This window comes from Thermomonas paludicola (assembly GCF_024498955.1).
GTDB lineage: Bacteria > Pseudomonadota > Gammaproteobacteria > Xanthomonadales > Xanthomonadaceae > Thermomonas > Thermomonas paludicola.
The window spans coordinates 887,257-901,105 of record NZ_CP093311.1; the positions used below are offsets into that span (position 1 = coordinate 887,257).

Sequence of the window (13,849 nt, forward strand, 5' to 3'; positions counted from 1 at the left end):
GTTGCGGTGGGGTCGTGGCGCGGGAGCGCCAGTCGATGGAAGCGTGGTGCGTCACGACACCAGATGCAGGATGTCGTTGTAAAAGGCCAATCCCATCAATCCGGCGATCATCGCCAGACCAAGATATTGACCCACGGCCAGAGCCCGCTCGCCCAGTGGGCGGCGGATGACCAGCTCGATAAGGTAATACAGCAGGTGACCCCCGTCCAAGACCGGGATCGGCAACAGGTTGATCAAAGCCAGACTGACCGACAGCAGGGCCAGGAAGTTCAGGAACCACGCCGGGCCGCGCGCGGCGAAGTCGTTGGCGGCGCGAGCGATGGTAATCGGGCCCGATACCGTGTTCTGCACCGACACCTTGCCGCGCAGGGCACGCCCCACCATGTCCACGATCTGCCGGGCCTGATAGCCGGTTTCGCGGGCTGCTGCCGGAATCGCGGCCAGCGGGCCGCGTCGCAGCACCGCATCGTGCGGCGGATCGCCGGCCGGGGCATTGGTGATGCCCAAAATCCACTGAGGCTTGCCGTCGTTGCCGCGTATGCGCTGCGGCTGCAGTTCCAGCGCCAGCCGCTCGCCATCGCGCTCCACTTCCACCATGCCGGGGACGCCGCGATCGCCCAACTGCACCACCAGCGGGGCGATATCCTCGAAGCTTGCCACCGGGCTGGCGTCGATGGCGGTGATGCGGTCGCCTTCGGCAAGCTTGCCCCAGGCAGGGCTGCCTTCGCGCACGCTGCCGACCAGGGCCGGCACCAGCAGGTGGCGCGGCAGCAAGCCGATGGCGGCCAGCGCGCGGAGTTCATCCAGGCTGGCGGGCAGGCGTTGCAGCGGCAGGATGCGCCGGAGCGTGGCGCCGTCCTGACGGCGGATCTCAAGCGCCACCGGCTGGCGGTCCAGCGCGGCCACGTTGAGGGCCATGGCCAGTTCGCTCCAGGTGGGCGTGGCGCGCTCGCCCACCGCCAACACGCGGTCGCCCGGATGCAGCCCGGCTTGTGCGGCAAGCGCGGTGGCACTGCCGACCACCGGCGCGAAGTCGGGACGACCGATGACCAGCATCGCCCACAGCAGGCCGAATGCCAGCAGCAGGTTCGCCAGCGGGCCGGCCGCCACGATGGCCATGCGCTGCAGCACGGGCTTGCGGTTGAACGCAAGGTGAAGCTGCTGCGCGGGCACCTCGTCTTCGCGTTCGTCCAGCATGCGCACGTAGCCGCCCAGCGGGATGGCGGCGACCACGTACTCGGTGCCGTCCTTGCCCAGCCAGGACCACAGCGGCTTGCCGAAGCCGATCGAGAACCGCAGCACCCTCACGCCGCAGCGGCGCGCGACCCAGAAATGGCCGAATTCGTGGAAGGTGACCAGGGCCCCCAGCGCGACCAGCAGCCACCACAGCGAGCCGAAGAAGGTGCTCATGCCGGCGTGGCCAGGGTCGCGATGTGCCGGCGCGCGGCAGCGCGGGCGAAGGCGTCGGCCGCCAGCAGGTGGTCGAGCGTGTCAGCGGGCTGCGCGGGCATGGCGTCGAGCGTGGCGGCAACGGTGTCGGGGATGCTCAGAAAAGCGATGCGGCCCTGAAGGAATGCTGAAACGGCTTCCTCGTTGGCGGCGTTGAGAACCGCAGGAGCCGTGCCGCCCGCCGCCAGCGCGGAGAATGCCAGCCGCAGGCAAGGAAATGCATCGACGTCCGGCGCCTCGAATTCCAGCGTGCCACCTTGCGCCAGCAAGTCCAGGGCGGGGACGCCGGAGGCGATCCGCTGCGGCCAGCCCAGTCCCACCGCCAGCGCGGTGCGCATGTCCGGCATGCCCAGCTGCGCCAGCGTGCTGCCGTCGGCGAAATCCACCAGCGAATGCACCAGCGATTGCGGATGGACCAGCACGCGAATGTGCTCGCTTGGCACGCCAAACAAATGGTGTGCCTCGATCACTTCCAGCCCCTTGTTCATCAGGCTGGCCGAATCGACGGAAATCTTCGGCCCCATCGACCACTTCGGGTGCGCCACCGCCTGTGCGGGGGTGACCGTCGCCAGCGCGTCGCGCGACCAGCCGCGAAACGGCCCGCCGGAAGCGGTCAGGGTGATCCGTGTCGGGCGGCTGCCGTCGGCCAGACACTGGAAGATGGCGTTGTGCTCGCTGTCGATCGGCACGATGGTGGCGCCATGCGCCTGCGCTTCGCGCATCAGCAGCTCGCCGGCGAGAACCAGCGACTCCTTGTTGGCCAGCAGCAAGCGCTTGCCGGCACGGGCTGCCGCAAGCGTGGAGGACAGGCCCGCGGCACCGACGATGGCAGCGACCACGGTCTGGCAGGCATCGCTGCCGACGAGGTCGTCCAGCGCGTCGCTGCCGGCATGTGCGCAGGTGGCGAGCCCGGCGTCGCGCAAGCCGTCGCGCAGTCGCGGGTAGCGCACCGCATCGGCGATCACGGCATGGTCGGGCCGATGCATGCGGCAGAGCGCCAGCAGGGCCTCCACCTTGCTGCCGGCCGCAAGCACGCTGGCGCGCATGCTGTGCGGATGGCGGGCGATCACGTCCAGCGCCGATGCGCCGATCGACCCGGTGGCTCCGAGAACCGCGACCCGTTGCATGGTCAGAAGCCCAGCCAGATCTTGCCGAGGGCGAACACCGGCAGCGCCGCCAGCACGCTGTCGATACGGTCCAGCACGCCGCCGTGGCCGGGGATCAGGGTGCCCGAGTCTTTCACCCCCGCATGCCGTTTGAGCAGGCTTTCGAACAGGTCGCCGGCCACCGAAAACAGCACGGTCAGCGCTGCCACCAGGGCAATGGCGGGAAGCTGCGCGGTGCCGGCACCGATCAGCAGCGCGCCGATCATCGCCACCAGCATCGCCAGCGCCACGCCACCGGCAACGCCTTCCAGGGTCTTGTTGGGACTGATGCGCGCGGCCAGCTTGCGCCCGCCGAACCACTGCCCGCCGAAGCGGCGTCCGCAGAAATACGCGCCGCTGTCAGCGGCCCAGACCAGCAATAGCGCCAGCAGCAGCCAGCGATGGCCGTGCGGCTGGCCGGCGTGGATCACCGCCAGCGCGCACCATGCGGGCACCACCGCCAGCGTGCCGGCGGCCAGTTTGAACATGCGCGCATTGCCATCGTGGCGGGCGGCGAAGTCAAAGTGGCGCAGCCACAGCAGCGCCAGCAGCCACCACACCACGCCAAACACGATGACCAGCTGGAACAGCGGCAGCGACTCGGGGTGGGACGACTTCGAGCCCCACACCAGCGCCACCATCAGTGCCAGGTTGCAGGCCAGCAGGATGCTGCGGGCAAGCGTGTCTTCGACATCGGCAAGACGAAACCATTCCCACAGCGCAAGCAGGAACGCGACGGCGCTGAGCAGCATCAGCCAGCCGGTGGGCAGCAACAGGGCCGCGCCGATGACGGCCGGGGCCATGACCAGTGCGGCCAGGATGCGGGTCTTGGTCATGGGGTTTTTCCAATGGGGGAGCCCTTGATCTGGGCACTGGTCAGGCCGAAGCGGCGTTCGCGGGTAGCGTAATCGTCCAGCGCGGCTTGCAGGAGCGTGGCGTCCACGTCGGGCCACAGGGCATCGGTGAACCACAGTTCGGTGTAGGCCATCTGCCAGAGCAGGAAGTTGCTGATCCGCAGCTCGCCGCCGGTGCGGATGAACAGATCCGGCGCGGGCTGGTCGGCCAGCGCCATGCGTGCCGACAGCGTGTCTTCGTCGATCTGCGCGGCGGTCAGGCGGCCGGCGGCGACGTCCTCGGCCAGCGCGCGCGCGGCCTGGGCAATGTCCTGGCGCCCGCCGTAGCTGGCGGCAATGTTCAGGTACAGCCGGGTGTTGCGGGCGGTCAGGGTTTCGGCAGCCTGCATCCGCGCCTGGATCGAGGCATCGAAGCGGCCGCGTTCGCCGATGAAGCGCAGCTGCGCGCCGAGCCGGTGCAATTCCTCCACTTCGCGTTCCAGCGCGCCCAGGAACAGCTTCATCAGGCCACCCACTTCCTCGGCCGGGCGGCTCCAGTTTTCGCTGGAAAACGCGAACAGGGTCAGCGCCCCGATGCCGCGCTGCAGGCAGAACTCCACGCAGCGCTTGACCGCCCGGGCGCCGGCGCGATGGCCGATGATGCGCGGGCGGTGGCGCTGCTGTGCCCAGCGGCCATTGCCATCCATGATGATGGCCAGGTGATGGGGGACGGGCGGTGCCGTCATTGGCTGGCAGTCGGGCGCGCCACCGGGTCGGGGGGCGGGCACCTGGATCACCGGCGCAAGCCCGGCGGGAGGATTGGTCGGCCGCTCATGCATCACGGGCTTTTCAGACCGACATCAGCTCGACTTCCTTGGTCTTGATGACGTCGTCGACGTCCTTGATCGCCTGGTCGGTGAGCTTCTGGATCTCGGCTTCGGTGCGGGCGCTTTCGTCCTCGGTGATCTGCTTGTCCTTCAGCAGTTCCTTGACCTGATGGTTGGCGTCGCGGCGAACATTGCGCACGGCCACCTTGGCATCCTCACCCTCGCCATGCACGACCTTGGTGAGATCCCTGCGGCGTTCCTCGGTCAGTGCCGGGATGTTGAGGCGGATGGTGGTGCCGGCGGTATTCGGGGTCAGGCCCAGGTCGGAGGCCAGCAGCGCCTTTTCCACCGCGCCAACGATCTGCTTTTCCCAGGGCGTGATGAGGATGGAGCGGGCATCGGCAATCGCCACGCTGGCGACCTGCGACAGCGGCACGTCGGACCCGTAATAGTTGACCCGGATGCTGTCCACCAGCCCGGCGTTGGCGCGGCCGGTGCGGATCTTGACCAGGTTGTGGCGCAACGCATCGATGCACTTGGCCATGCGGGCCTGGGCGTCTTTCTTGATGTCATTCGGCATGGCGGTGCTCCGGAGGCATTCTGCAAACCCGCGATTATAAGCGGCCCGGACGTCGGCGGTGGGAATTCAGGTGGATGCGTGAACCAGGGTGCCGATCTGTTCGCCGCGCAGGATGCGCAGCAGCACGCCGGGTTCGGCCATGTCGAAGATGCGCAGCGGCAGGCGGGCGTCGCGGCACAGGGCGAAGGCGGCGGTGTCCATCACCTGCAGGTTGCGGGAGATGACCTCGTCGTAGGTCAGGGTGTCCAGCCTGATCGCATCGGCGTGTTTCTTGGGGTCCTTGTCGTACACCCCGTCCACTTTGGTGGCCTTCAGCAGCAGGTCGGCACCGATTTCGATCGCGCGCAGCGCGGCGCCGGAATCGGTGGTGAAGAACGGGTTGCCGGTACCGGCGGCGAAAATGACCAGGCGGCCTTTTTCCAGGTGGCGAATGGCGCGCCGGCGGATGTAGTCCTCGCACACGTCATTGACCTTCAGCGCGCTCATGACCCGCGCCTTGCCGCCCAACTTTTCCAGTGCGTCCTGCATGGCCAGTGCGTTGATCACCGTCGCCAGCATGCCCATGTGGTCGCCGGTGACCCGGTCCATGCCGTTGGCAGCCAGCCCGGCGCCGCGGAAAATGTTGCCGCCACCGATCACCAGCGCGATTTGGATGCCGGCTTCGCTGGCCTCGATGACTTCCTTGGCGAGGCGGATGAGCACCTTCGGATCGATGCCGTAATCCTCATCGCCCATCAGCGCCTCGCCGGAGAGTTTCAACAGGACGCGGCGATAGGCGAGTGGTGACATGGCGGTTCCGGGCGTTGGGGAAACCCGCTGATTCTAGCGGAAAGCGCCCGTGCGCGGCCGCAGGCTGGCCGCAGGCTGGCCGCAGCGGGCGCGGCGCGGTCATGGCTGGTGCTGGTGGACCCGGTTGCGGCCCTGCCGCTTGGCGGCATACAGGAGGTCGTCGGCGGCCTTCAGCAGGTCATGCGCGCTGTCGAAGCTGCCGGCGGCGCCATTGTGGGTGGCCATCCCGGCAGAGAACGTGACGTGTACCGGCTGGGCTTCCACCACCGCCATCGGCAGTTGCGCGACGTCCTCCAGCAGGCGTTGCAGCACCAGTGCCGAGGCGTCCTCATCGGAGTAATTGAGCACCAGCAGGAATTCCTCCCCGCCATAGCGCGCGATCAGGTCGCTGCTGCGCAGGGTGCGTTGCACGCTTTGCGCGAACTGGCGCAACACCTGGTCACCGACCAGGTGCCCATAACGATCGTTGACCTGCTTGAAGTCATCCAGGTCGATCAGCGCGATCGTCAGCGGATGCGTCTGGCCGGCGCTGCGGAAGTCCCGCTCCAGCGCCTCTTCCATGTGCAACCGGTTGAAGACCCCGGTCAAGGGGTCACGGCGGGATTGCTCGGTCAGCTGGCGCATGCGTTCTTCGATCGCATGCGTATCGTTGCGTGATTGCGCCATTTCCTGGATCTGCCGCAAATTGCGCAGGATCAGGACTTCGCGCGCCTGGTCGGTGATTCCCTGCAAATGGGAGGGATGCTCGATCCTGACCTCATAGGCGGCGCTGATTTCCGGCAGCGCCGCGGCGATTTCCGCCAGCACGTCGTCGAGCGTATCGGTGTCGCTACCGATGCAATCGGTGAGTCTGGACTGCGCACGTTCGCGCAGCGCCTCGGCGGTGCTGGCCGGCTCCATCCACAAATCGGCAATCGCACTGGCCGCCTGCACGCAGCATTGGAAGCCATCGTCGGCTTGCACATCCGATTCGCTGTTGGCGATGGCATCGGTCAGGTAGTCGGGGAGACCCCAGCGCTGCGCCAGCCACGCGCCGATCTCGGCGTGGTCGGCATCGTAGGCCGCGCATTCCATTGCCAGCAGAGAGTCGTGATCCCGGGCCTTGGCGCAAATCGCGGCATAGCCCTCCGAGAGCGCTTGCAGCAGCGCCAGCCGGCCAATGTCCTGCAGCAGGCCCGCCAGCATCAGCATTTCCGGGCGGCCCACGCCTGCGCGTTGGCCCAGCACGCGGGCGGCCAGTGCAGCCAGCACGCTGTGTTTCCAGATGTGTTCCTGCAATTCCGCGGTGCCGTTGCGCCCGCGCAGGCCATGCATCAGCGAAAAGCCCAAGGCCAGGCTGAGCGCGGCGTTGAGGCCAAGCATGCCCATCGCCTGCGACAGTGTTCCCACCCGGCGGCGGGCTGCATACAGCGGCGAATTGGCGATTCTCAGCAGGCGCGCGCTCAGCGCCGGGTCGGTGCTGATGGCCTCGGCGACTTCGGCCAAGGTCGTATTCGGATCCTGGGCCAGCGCAATGATCTGCAGGGCAACCCCGGGCGGTGACGGCAGGTTACGGCAGTGCAGCAGGGTGGTTTCGAGTTCCTTTCGCATCAAGCGCACCTGACGATCCTGAGCCCCCAGTATGGGTATTAACGCGAAGGATGGTAAAGGAGTGGACAAAAAAACCCGCCTTGCGGCGGGTTTTTGTGATCGAGGGCAAAGGCAGGATCAGACCTGCATCGCCTTGGCGACCTCGGCCGCGTAATCCTCGACGACCTTCTCGATGCCTTCGCCGACCACCAGGCGCTGGAAGCCCAGCACGTCGGCGCCGGCGGCCTTGACCACGGCTTCGACGGTCTTGTCGCCGTCCAGCACGTAGGGCTGGCCGTACAGGGTGACCTCGTTGACGATCTTGTTGATCTTGCCGCTGATGATCTTCTCCAGGATCTCGGCGGGCTTGGCCTTGTCCTTTTCGCTCATCTTCGCCAGCTCGATTTCCTTTTCCTTGGCGATGAACTCGGCCGGCACGTCGGCCGCCTTGTTGTGCGGCGGGTTCATGGCGGCGATGTGCATCGCCAAGCCGCGAGCCAGCTCGGCGTTGCCGCCGGCCAGTTCGACCAGCACGCCGATCTTGCCGCCGTGGACATAGGCAGCCACGGTGTTGTCGCCGTCCACGCGCGCCATGCGGCGGACCTGGATGTTTTCGCCCAGCTTGGTGACGGCAATGGCGCGTGCCTCCTCGACGGTCTCGCCGGTGCCCAGCCTGGCGCTTTTCAGCGTGTCGATGTCGGCGCTGCCGGACGCCAGGGCGGCCTGGGCCACGGCATCGCACAGGTTGATGAAGCTGATGTCCTTGGCGACGAAATCGGTTTCGGAGTTGATTTCGACCAGCACGGCCTTGCCGCCATTCTGGGCAGCGGCAACGCGACCTTCCGCAGCGACGCGGCTGGCCTTCTTGTCGGCTTTGGCCAGGCCGGACTTGCGCAGCCACTCGGCGGAGGCGTCGATGTCGCCATTGTTTTCGGTGAGTGCCTTCTTGCACTCCATCATGCCGGCGCCGGTGCGCTCGCGCAGTTCCTTGACCAGGGAAGCGGTGATTTCAGCCATGGGGTTACCTCTAGATGGTGGTAAACGTCATCCCCGCGATCACGGGGTTCCAGCAGCCGGATTCAATGAATGCCGGAAAAGCCGGATTCCCGCTTTCACGGGAATGACGGGCAAATGCAAACACGCCGGGCGCGCGGAATTCGCGCGGCCGGGCGGGGCGATTACTCGCCTTTCTTTCCGTTGCGACGGGCCGGCTTGCCGTCTTCGCCGTCGACCGCAGCGGCGAAATCCTCTTCGCGCACGGAGGCGGAGTTCGGCGACGCGGCCTTGCCTTCCAGCACGGCGTCGGCGGCGGCACGGGCGTACAGCTGCACGGCGCGGATGGCGTCGTCGTTGCCCGGGATGGCGTAGTCCACCAATGCCGGATCGTAGTTGCTGTCAACCACGGCGATCACCGGGATGCCGAGCTTCTTGGCTTCCTTGATGGCGATGTCTTCGTGGCCGATGTCGATCACGAACAGGGCGTCGGGCAGGCGGTTCATTTCCTTGATGCCGCCCAGCGACGCCAGCAGCTTGTCGCGCTCGCGACGCAGGCCCATCACTTCGTGCTTGACCAGCTTCTGGAAGGTGCCGTCGGTTTCCGCGGCCTCCAGTTCCTTCAGGCGGGCAACCGACTTCTTCACCGTGGCGAAGTTGGTCAGCGTGCCGCCCAGCCAGCGCTGGGTCATGAACGGCATGCCGCAACGTTCGGCTTCTTCCTTGATGGGCTCGCGTGCGCTGCGCTTGGTGCCGACGAACAGGATGGTTCCGCGCTTCTGGGCCACGCCGCTGATGAAATTCATCGCGTCGTTGAACAGCGGGACGGTCTTTTCCAGGTTGATGATGTGGATCTTGCCGCGGGCGCCGAAGATGTACGGCGCCATCTTGGGATTCCAGTAGCGGGTCTGGTGGCCGAAATGGACGCCGGCTTCCAGCATCTGGCGCATGGTGATCTGGGGCATTGCGATGACTCCGATGAAGGGAACCCGCGCCGTCGTAAAGTGGCGCTGCGCCTTCCCGCAAGCGGTTGGCGCTGGATTCCGGGGTTGGGCCTCCCTGTCGTCACTGCATCCGAACCCGCTGATGCGGGCACCCCGGAACAGGGATAGTCGACAGGTGTGGATTTGCCGATGGCGCTCGGCATGGCGTTGACAGCCGCGGGATTATGACGCAATCGGCGGCGCTCGGCAACCGGAGAAAGGCGCAGGAAATCGCCGGTGGGTGCGCCGCGCCCGCAGACGCCATGCGCTGAACCTGCGGCCGCGAATGCGCGATAATCCACGAATGACAATCAATCTGAAAACTCCGGCAGAGATCGAGAAAATGCGCGTGGCCGGCCGCCTGGCCGCCGAAGTGCTGCAGGTGGTCGCTCCGTTCGTGAAGGCCGGCGTGACCACCGAGGAACTCGACCGCATCTGCCATGACCATATCGTGCAGGTGCAGGGCGCGATTCCGGCCAACGTCGGCTATCGCGGCTACCCCAAGACCGTGTGCACGTCGGTGAACAACGTGATTTGCCACGGTATCCCCAGCGAGGCCAAGGTGCTGAAGGACGGCGACATCCTCAACATCGATGTCACCGTGATCAAGGATGGCTGGCACGGCGACACCAGCCGCATGTACATCGTCGGCACACCGTCGGTGATGGCCAGGCGACTGGTGGACGTCACCCGCGAGGCGATGTTCCGCGGCATCCGCACGGTGCGCCCTGGCGCCACGCTGGGCGACATCGGCCACGCCATCCAGAGTTACGCCGAGTCCGAGCGTTTTTCGGTGGTGCGCGAATACTGCGGGCACGGGATCGGCAAGGTCTATCACGATGAGCCGCAGGTGCTTCACTACGGCCGCCCGGGTGAAGGCGTGGTGCTGAAAGAGGGCATGACGTTCACCATCGAGCCGATGATCAACGAAGGCCGCCCGCAGACGCGGCTGCTGCCGGATGGTTGGACCGTGGTCACCAAGGACCGCAAGTTGTCGGCGCAGTGGGAACACACCGTGGTGGTGACCCGCGATGGCGTGGAAATCCTGACCCGGCTGCCGGGCGACGACAACGACCTGTGATGGAGCCGGCAGCCGTTGCGGCAAGCGCCGCTGACGATGCTGTCTGGTCAGCGGCTGCGCGCGTGGCGCTGGCGCAGGCGGATGCCAAGCTGGCCCGCCGCTTCGATGCCGGGGCGCCGGCAGATCGGCTGATCGCGGTGCGCGCGCGCGCGGTGGATGTCCAGGTGCGCGCGGCGTGGCGCCGCTGCATGGGCGAGGATGAAACGCTGGGGTTGTTCGCGGTGGGCGGCTACGGCCGCGCCGAATTGTTCCCGCAGTCGGACATCGATCTGCTGGTGCTGGCCGAGATTCCCGTGCAGCACGCTCGCCAGGCGCAGTTGGCGCGCTTCGTGGCGCTGCTGTGGGATGCGGGCCTGGCCGCCAGCCATGCGGTGCGTTCGGCCGCGCAATGCACCGAGGCGGCGGCGGACCAGAGCGTGCTGACGGCGTTGCTGGAAGCGCGCGCGCTGTGCGCGGATGCCGCGCAGGTAGCGTCGTTGGATGCGGCCATCGCGCCGGCCAAGGTGTGGCCGGCTGCGGCGTATTTCGAGGCCAAATGCGAGGAGCAGCGGCGACGCCATGCGCGCTTCGGTGATACCTCCGACAACCTCGAACCCAACCTCAAGGACGGCCCGGGCGGCCTGCGCGACCTGCACGTGTTGGGCTGGCTGGCGCGACGCAGTTTCGGCACGCACGCGTTGAGCGAGTTGATCGAATTGGGGCGGCTGGGCTGGGACGAGGCGGCTGCACTGGAGCGTGAACGCCGCGAGCTGTGCCGGCTGCGCTACGGATTGCATCTGGTGGCGGGACGGCGCGAAGAGCGCCTGCGCTTCGACTACCAGAAGCCGCTGGCGGCACGGCTGGGCCATGTTGACCAGGCCGGCTCGCTGGGCGTCGAGACGATGATGCAGGGGTTCTATCGCAGCGCCGCGATCGTGCGGCGCATCGGCGAGCGTTTGTTGCAGCGTTTCGAGGAGCATTTCGCCGGCGTTGCGGTGCCGGTGCCGATCAATGCCGATCTCGAGAGGCGCGGCAATTACCTGGCTGCGTGCAGGCCTGGTTGGCTGGAGCTGGATGCAGCGAACGTGTTCGCGCTGTTCGCCGCCTGGGCGGCGGATGCCGGATTGCGCGGGCTGCATTCGCAATGCGCGCGCGAGCTCGCGCTGACGTTGCCGCTGGTGCCCGCCTATGACCAGGCGGATGCGGCGCTGCGCGAGCAATTCCTGGCACTGCTGCGCGGCCCGCAGGCGGTGGTGACGCTGGAACGCATGGCGCGGCTCGGCGTGCTGGGGCGCTGGATCCCGGCGTTCCAGCGGGTGTCGGGGCGCATGCAGTTCGACCTGTTCCACGTCTATACCGTGGACCAGCACACGCTGGCGGTGCTGCGCAATTTGGCGCAGTTTTCATCCGGCCAGCAGGACGAGCGCTTCAGCGTGGCGCACCTGATCTGGCCTTCGCTCCGCAAGCCCGAACTGTTGCTGCTGGCCGGCCTGTTCCACGACATCGGCAAGGGACGCGGCGGCGATCATTCCGAACTGGGCGCGGTGGACGCGCGCGGGTTCTGCCAGGCGCATGGCCTGTCCGAGGCCGACACGGCGCTGGTGGAATGGCTGGTGCGCAAGCACCTGATGATGTCGATCACGGCGCAGAAGCAGGACATCACCGACCCGGAGGTCATCCACCGCTTCGCCGGTGAAGTGGCCGACCGGCAGCGGCTGGATTATCTCTACCTGTTGACCTGTGCCGACATCGCGGGCACCTCGCCGAAGTTGTGGAACGGCTGGCGCGATCGCCTGCTGGCCGACCTGCATACGGCGACGCGGCTGGCGCTGCGGCGTGGGCTGGGGCAGCCGGTTGCGGCGGAAGACCGGATCGCCGAAAACCAGGCGACCGCGCGCATGCTGCTTGCTGCCGAGGGGCATGGGGATGCGGTGATCGAGGCCGTGTTTGCGCGGATGCCACACGAGAACTTCCTGCGCAGCAGGCCCGACCAGATCGCCTGGCAGGCGGCCGCGCTGCGCGCCGCCAGCCCGGGCGACACGGTGGTGGCGGTACGCCCGGTCTCGGGCCGCGACGGGCTGGAAGTGCTGGTGCACATGCCGGACCAGGACGGCCTGTTTGCCGCCATCGTGATCGCACTGGACCGAATGGGCATGAGCGTGCTGCAGGCGCGGGTCCTGGATGCGCCCGGCGGCAACATCCACGACACCTTCCAGGTGCAGTCTGCCGATCCGCGGCAAGTGCCGGAGCCCGACCTCCTGGCTGCCGGGCTGCGTCGTGCGCTGGCCGGCGATTTGCGCCACGTGCTGCCCACCCGCCGCACCCAGCCGCGCCACCTGCGCCACTTCCGCGTGATCCCGCAGCTGGATTTTGCCGACATCGCCGGCGTGACCCGCATCGGCCTGGTCTGCAACGACCGTCCTGGTCTGCTGGCCGACATCGCACGCGTGCTGCGCGAGCAGCACCTGCGCGTGCACGATGCGCGCATCGCCACCTTCGGCGAGCGCGCGGAAGATCTACTCCTGGTCAGCGACGAGCATGACCGCCCCTTGCAACCGGCCCGCTGCGACGCCTTGCGCGATGCGCTGCTGGCCATTCTCGATGGAGATCCGCGATGAGCCTGCCCGACACCGACGCCCTGCGCGCCACCCTCGACGACGCCTGGGAGCATCGCGCCGACCTGACCGCCGATGAGATCGCCGCGCGCGTGCGCCCGGCGGTGGATCGCGCCATCGCCGGGTTGGAAAGCGGTGCGCTGCGCGTGGCCGAACCCGATGGCAACGGCGGTTGGCGCGTCAACCAGTGGCTGAAGAAGGCGGTGCTGCTGTACTTCCGCACCCAGGACATGGCGGTGGTGGACGCCGCGCCCGCGCCGTTCTGGGACAAGGTTCCGGCGCGCTTCGCCGGCTTCGACGAGGCCGCGTTCCGCGAGCTGGGCGCGCGCGTGGTGCCGGGCGCGGTGGTGCGCGCGGGCAGCCATATCGGCAAAGATGTGGTGCTGATGCCGAGCTTCGTCAACATCGGCGCCTACGTGGGCGAGGGCACCATGGTCGACACCTGGGCCACGGTCGGCAGCTGCGCGCAGATCGGCAAGGGCTGCCACCTGTCCGGCGGCGTCGGCATCGGCGGCGTGCTGGAGCCGCTGCAGGCCGGGCCGACCATCATCGAGGACCACTGCTTCATCGGCGCGCGCTCGGAAGTGGTGGAAGGCTTCGTGGTGGGCCATCACAGCGTGGTCGGCATGGGTGTGTTTCTCGGCCAGAGCACGCGGATCTACAACCGCTTGAACGGCGAGGTGAGTTACGGCTCGGTGCCGCCGGGCAGCGTGGTGGTGTCGGGCTCGCTGCCCGCCGCCGACGGCAGCCATTCGCTGTACTGTGCGGTCATCGTCAAGCAGGTGGACGAGAGGACGCGCAGCAAGACCAGCGTCAACGAGTTGTTGCGCGGACTGGCGGATTGAATAAACGGAATTGTCGCGAGGCTGGTTGGCAGGCGAATTCCGCGACCATCGGCGGCATGGATGCCGCCGATGAGCCTACATGGACTTACTTGCGGCGTGTCGCGTGATTCGCCTGCCAACCAGCCATCCCTGCGAATGCGTGACTTTCGGCAGGGGTGCTC

At 67.3% G+C, this 13,849-nt stretch carries 12 protein-coding genes; 3 read left to right on the forward strand and 9 right to left on the reverse strand.

The genetic code is table 11. The features are described from left to right. Positions 1-51: 51 nt before the first annotated feature. From rseP to rpsB, 9 genes are all read right to left on the reverse strand, one after another. Entirely contained in the window at positions 52-1,410 is a 1,359-nt protein-coding gene (gene rseP, locus LIW09_RS04240) for an RIP metalloprotease RseP (protein ID WP_256646718.1), read from the reverse strand. Further along, positions 1,407-2,576 (reverse strand): 1-deoxy-D-xylulose-5-phosphate reductoisomerase, encoded by a 1,170-nt coding sequence (gene dxr / locus LIW09_RS04245; RefSeq protein ID WP_256646719.1) that lies wholly within the window; start codon positions 2,574-2,576, stop codon positions 1,407-1,409. The genes rseP and dxr overlap by 4 nt, the downstream gene beginning before the upstream one ends. Before the next feature lie 2 nt (positions 2,577-2,578). Beyond that, the gene (locus LIW09_RS04250; RefSeq protein WP_256646720.1) at positions 2,579-3,430 is read right to left on the reverse strand and encodes a phosphatidate cytidylyltransferase; all 852 of its coding nucleotides are present in this window, start codon (positions 3,428-3,430) and stop codon (positions 2,579-2,581) included. Beyond that, complete coding sequence (gene uppS, locus LIW09_RS04255) at positions 3,427-4,173, reverse strand: polyprenyl diphosphate synthase (RefSeq protein ID WP_256646721.1); 747 nt, start codon at positions 4,171-4,173, stop codon at positions 3,427-3,429. Before uppS ends, LIW09_RS04250 begins: the two co-directional genes overlap by 4 nt. A 103-nt stretch (positions 4,174-4,276) precedes the next feature. Continuing rightward, complete coding sequence (frr, locus tag LIW09_RS04260) at positions 4,277-4,834, reverse strand: ribosome recycling factor (protein ID WP_256646722.1); 558 nt, start codon at positions 4,832-4,834, stop codon at positions 4,277-4,279. Positions 4,835-4,900: 66 nt separating this feature from the next. Continuing rightward, positions 4,901-5,623 carry a UMP kinase gene (gene pyrH, locus LIW09_RS04265; protein ID WP_256646723.1) on the reverse strand — a complete coding sequence of 241 codons (723 nt, stop codon included), beginning with the start codon at positions 5,621-5,623 and terminating at the stop codon, positions 4,901-4,903. A 99-nt stretch (positions 5,624-5,722) separates the two neighbouring features. Continuing rightward, entirely contained in the window at positions 5,723-7,213 is a 1,491-nt protein-coding gene (locus LIW09_RS04270; RefSeq protein WP_256646724.1) for a sensor domain-containing diguanylate cyclase, read from the reverse strand. Positions 7,214-7,330: 117 nt separating this feature from the next. Continuing rightward, positions 7,331-8,209: a translation elongation factor Ts gene (tsf, locus tag LIW09_RS04275; RefSeq protein ID WP_256646725.1), complete on the reverse strand. Its 879-nt coding sequence runs from the start codon at positions 8,207-8,209 to the stop codon at positions 7,331-7,333. 161 nt (positions 8,210-8,370) lie between these two features. Next, on the reverse strand, positions 8,371-9,150 hold the full coding sequence (rpsB, locus tag LIW09_RS04280; protein WP_256646726.1) for a 30S ribosomal protein S2: 780 nt from the start codon (positions 9,148-9,150) through the stop codon (positions 8,371-8,373). 322 nt (positions 9,151-9,472) lie between these two features. Between rpsB and map the strand changes: the two genes are divergently transcribed. Genes map through dapD form a run of 3 tightly spaced genes read left to right on the forward strand, consistent with a single transcriptional unit; the run spans position 9,473 to position 13,688 of the window. Next, positions 9,473-10,249 (forward strand): type I methionyl aminopeptidase, encoded by a 777-nt coding sequence (map, locus tag LIW09_RS04285; RefSeq protein WP_256646727.1) that lies wholly within the window; start codon positions 9,473-9,475, stop codon positions 10,247-10,249. Beyond that, on the forward strand, positions 10,249-12,846 hold the full coding sequence (gene glnD, locus LIW09_RS04290; protein ID WP_256646728.1) for a [protein-PII] uridylyltransferase: 2,598 nt from the start codon (positions 10,249-10,251) through the stop codon (positions 12,844-12,846). Before map ends, glnD begins: the two co-directional genes overlap by 1 nt. Further along, positions 12,843-13,688, forward strand: a complete 846-nt coding sequence (dapD, locus tag LIW09_RS04295) for a 2,3,4,5-tetrahydropyridine-2,6-dicarboxylate N-succinyltransferase (protein ID WP_256646729.1) — start codon at positions 12,843-12,845, stop codon at positions 13,686-13,688. The genes glnD and dapD overlap by 4 nt, the downstream gene beginning before the upstream one ends. Positions 13,689-13,849 lie beyond the last annotated feature (161 nt).

Bases quoted from the DNA above. Each gene is read 5' to 3' on its own strand.
- rseP (WP_256646718.1), bottom strand. From the start codon at position 1,410: ATGAGCACCTTCTTCGGCTCGCTGTGGTGGCTGCTGGTCGCGCTGGGG.
- rpsB (WP_256646726.1), bottom strand. From the start codon at position 9,150: ATGCCCCAGATCACCATGCGCCAGATGCTGGAAGCCGGCGTCCATTTC.
- pyrH (WP_256646723.1), bottom strand. From the start codon at position 5,623: ATGTCACCACTCGCCTATCGCCGCGTCCTGTTGAAACTCTCCGGCGAG.
- dxr (WP_256646719.1), bottom strand. From the start codon at position 2,576: ATGCAACGGGTCGCGGTTCTCGGAGCCACCGGGTCGATCGGCGCATCG.
- LIW09_RS04270 (WP_256646724.1), bottom strand. From the start codon at position 7,213: ATGCGAAAGGAACTCGAAACCACCCTGCTGCACTGCCGTAACCTGCCG.
- map (WP_256646727.1), top strand. From the start codon at position 9,473: ATGACAATCAATCTGAAAACTCCGGCAGAGATCGAGAAAATGCGCGTG.
- LIW09_RS04250 (WP_256646720.1), bottom strand. From the start codon at position 3,430: ATGACCAAGACCCGCATCCTGGCCGCACTGGTCATGGCCCCGGCCGTC.
- tsf (WP_256646725.1), bottom strand. From the start codon at position 8,209: ATGGCTGAAATCACCGCTTCCCTGGTCAAGGAACTGCGCGAGCGCACC.
- frr (WP_256646722.1), bottom strand. From the start codon at position 4,834: ATGCCGAATGACATCAAGAAAGACGCCCAGGCCCGCATGGCCAAGTGC.
- dapD (WP_256646729.1), top strand. From the start codon at position 12,843: ATGAGCCTGCCCGACACCGACGCCCTGCGCGCCACCCTCGACGACGCC.
- glnD (WP_256646728.1), top strand. From the start codon at position 10,249: ATGGAGCCGGCAGCCGTTGCGGCAAGCGCCGCTGACGATGCTGTCTGG.
- uppS (WP_256646721.1), bottom strand. From the start codon at position 4,173: ATGACGGCACCGCCCGTCCCCCATCACCTGGCCATCATCATGGATGGC.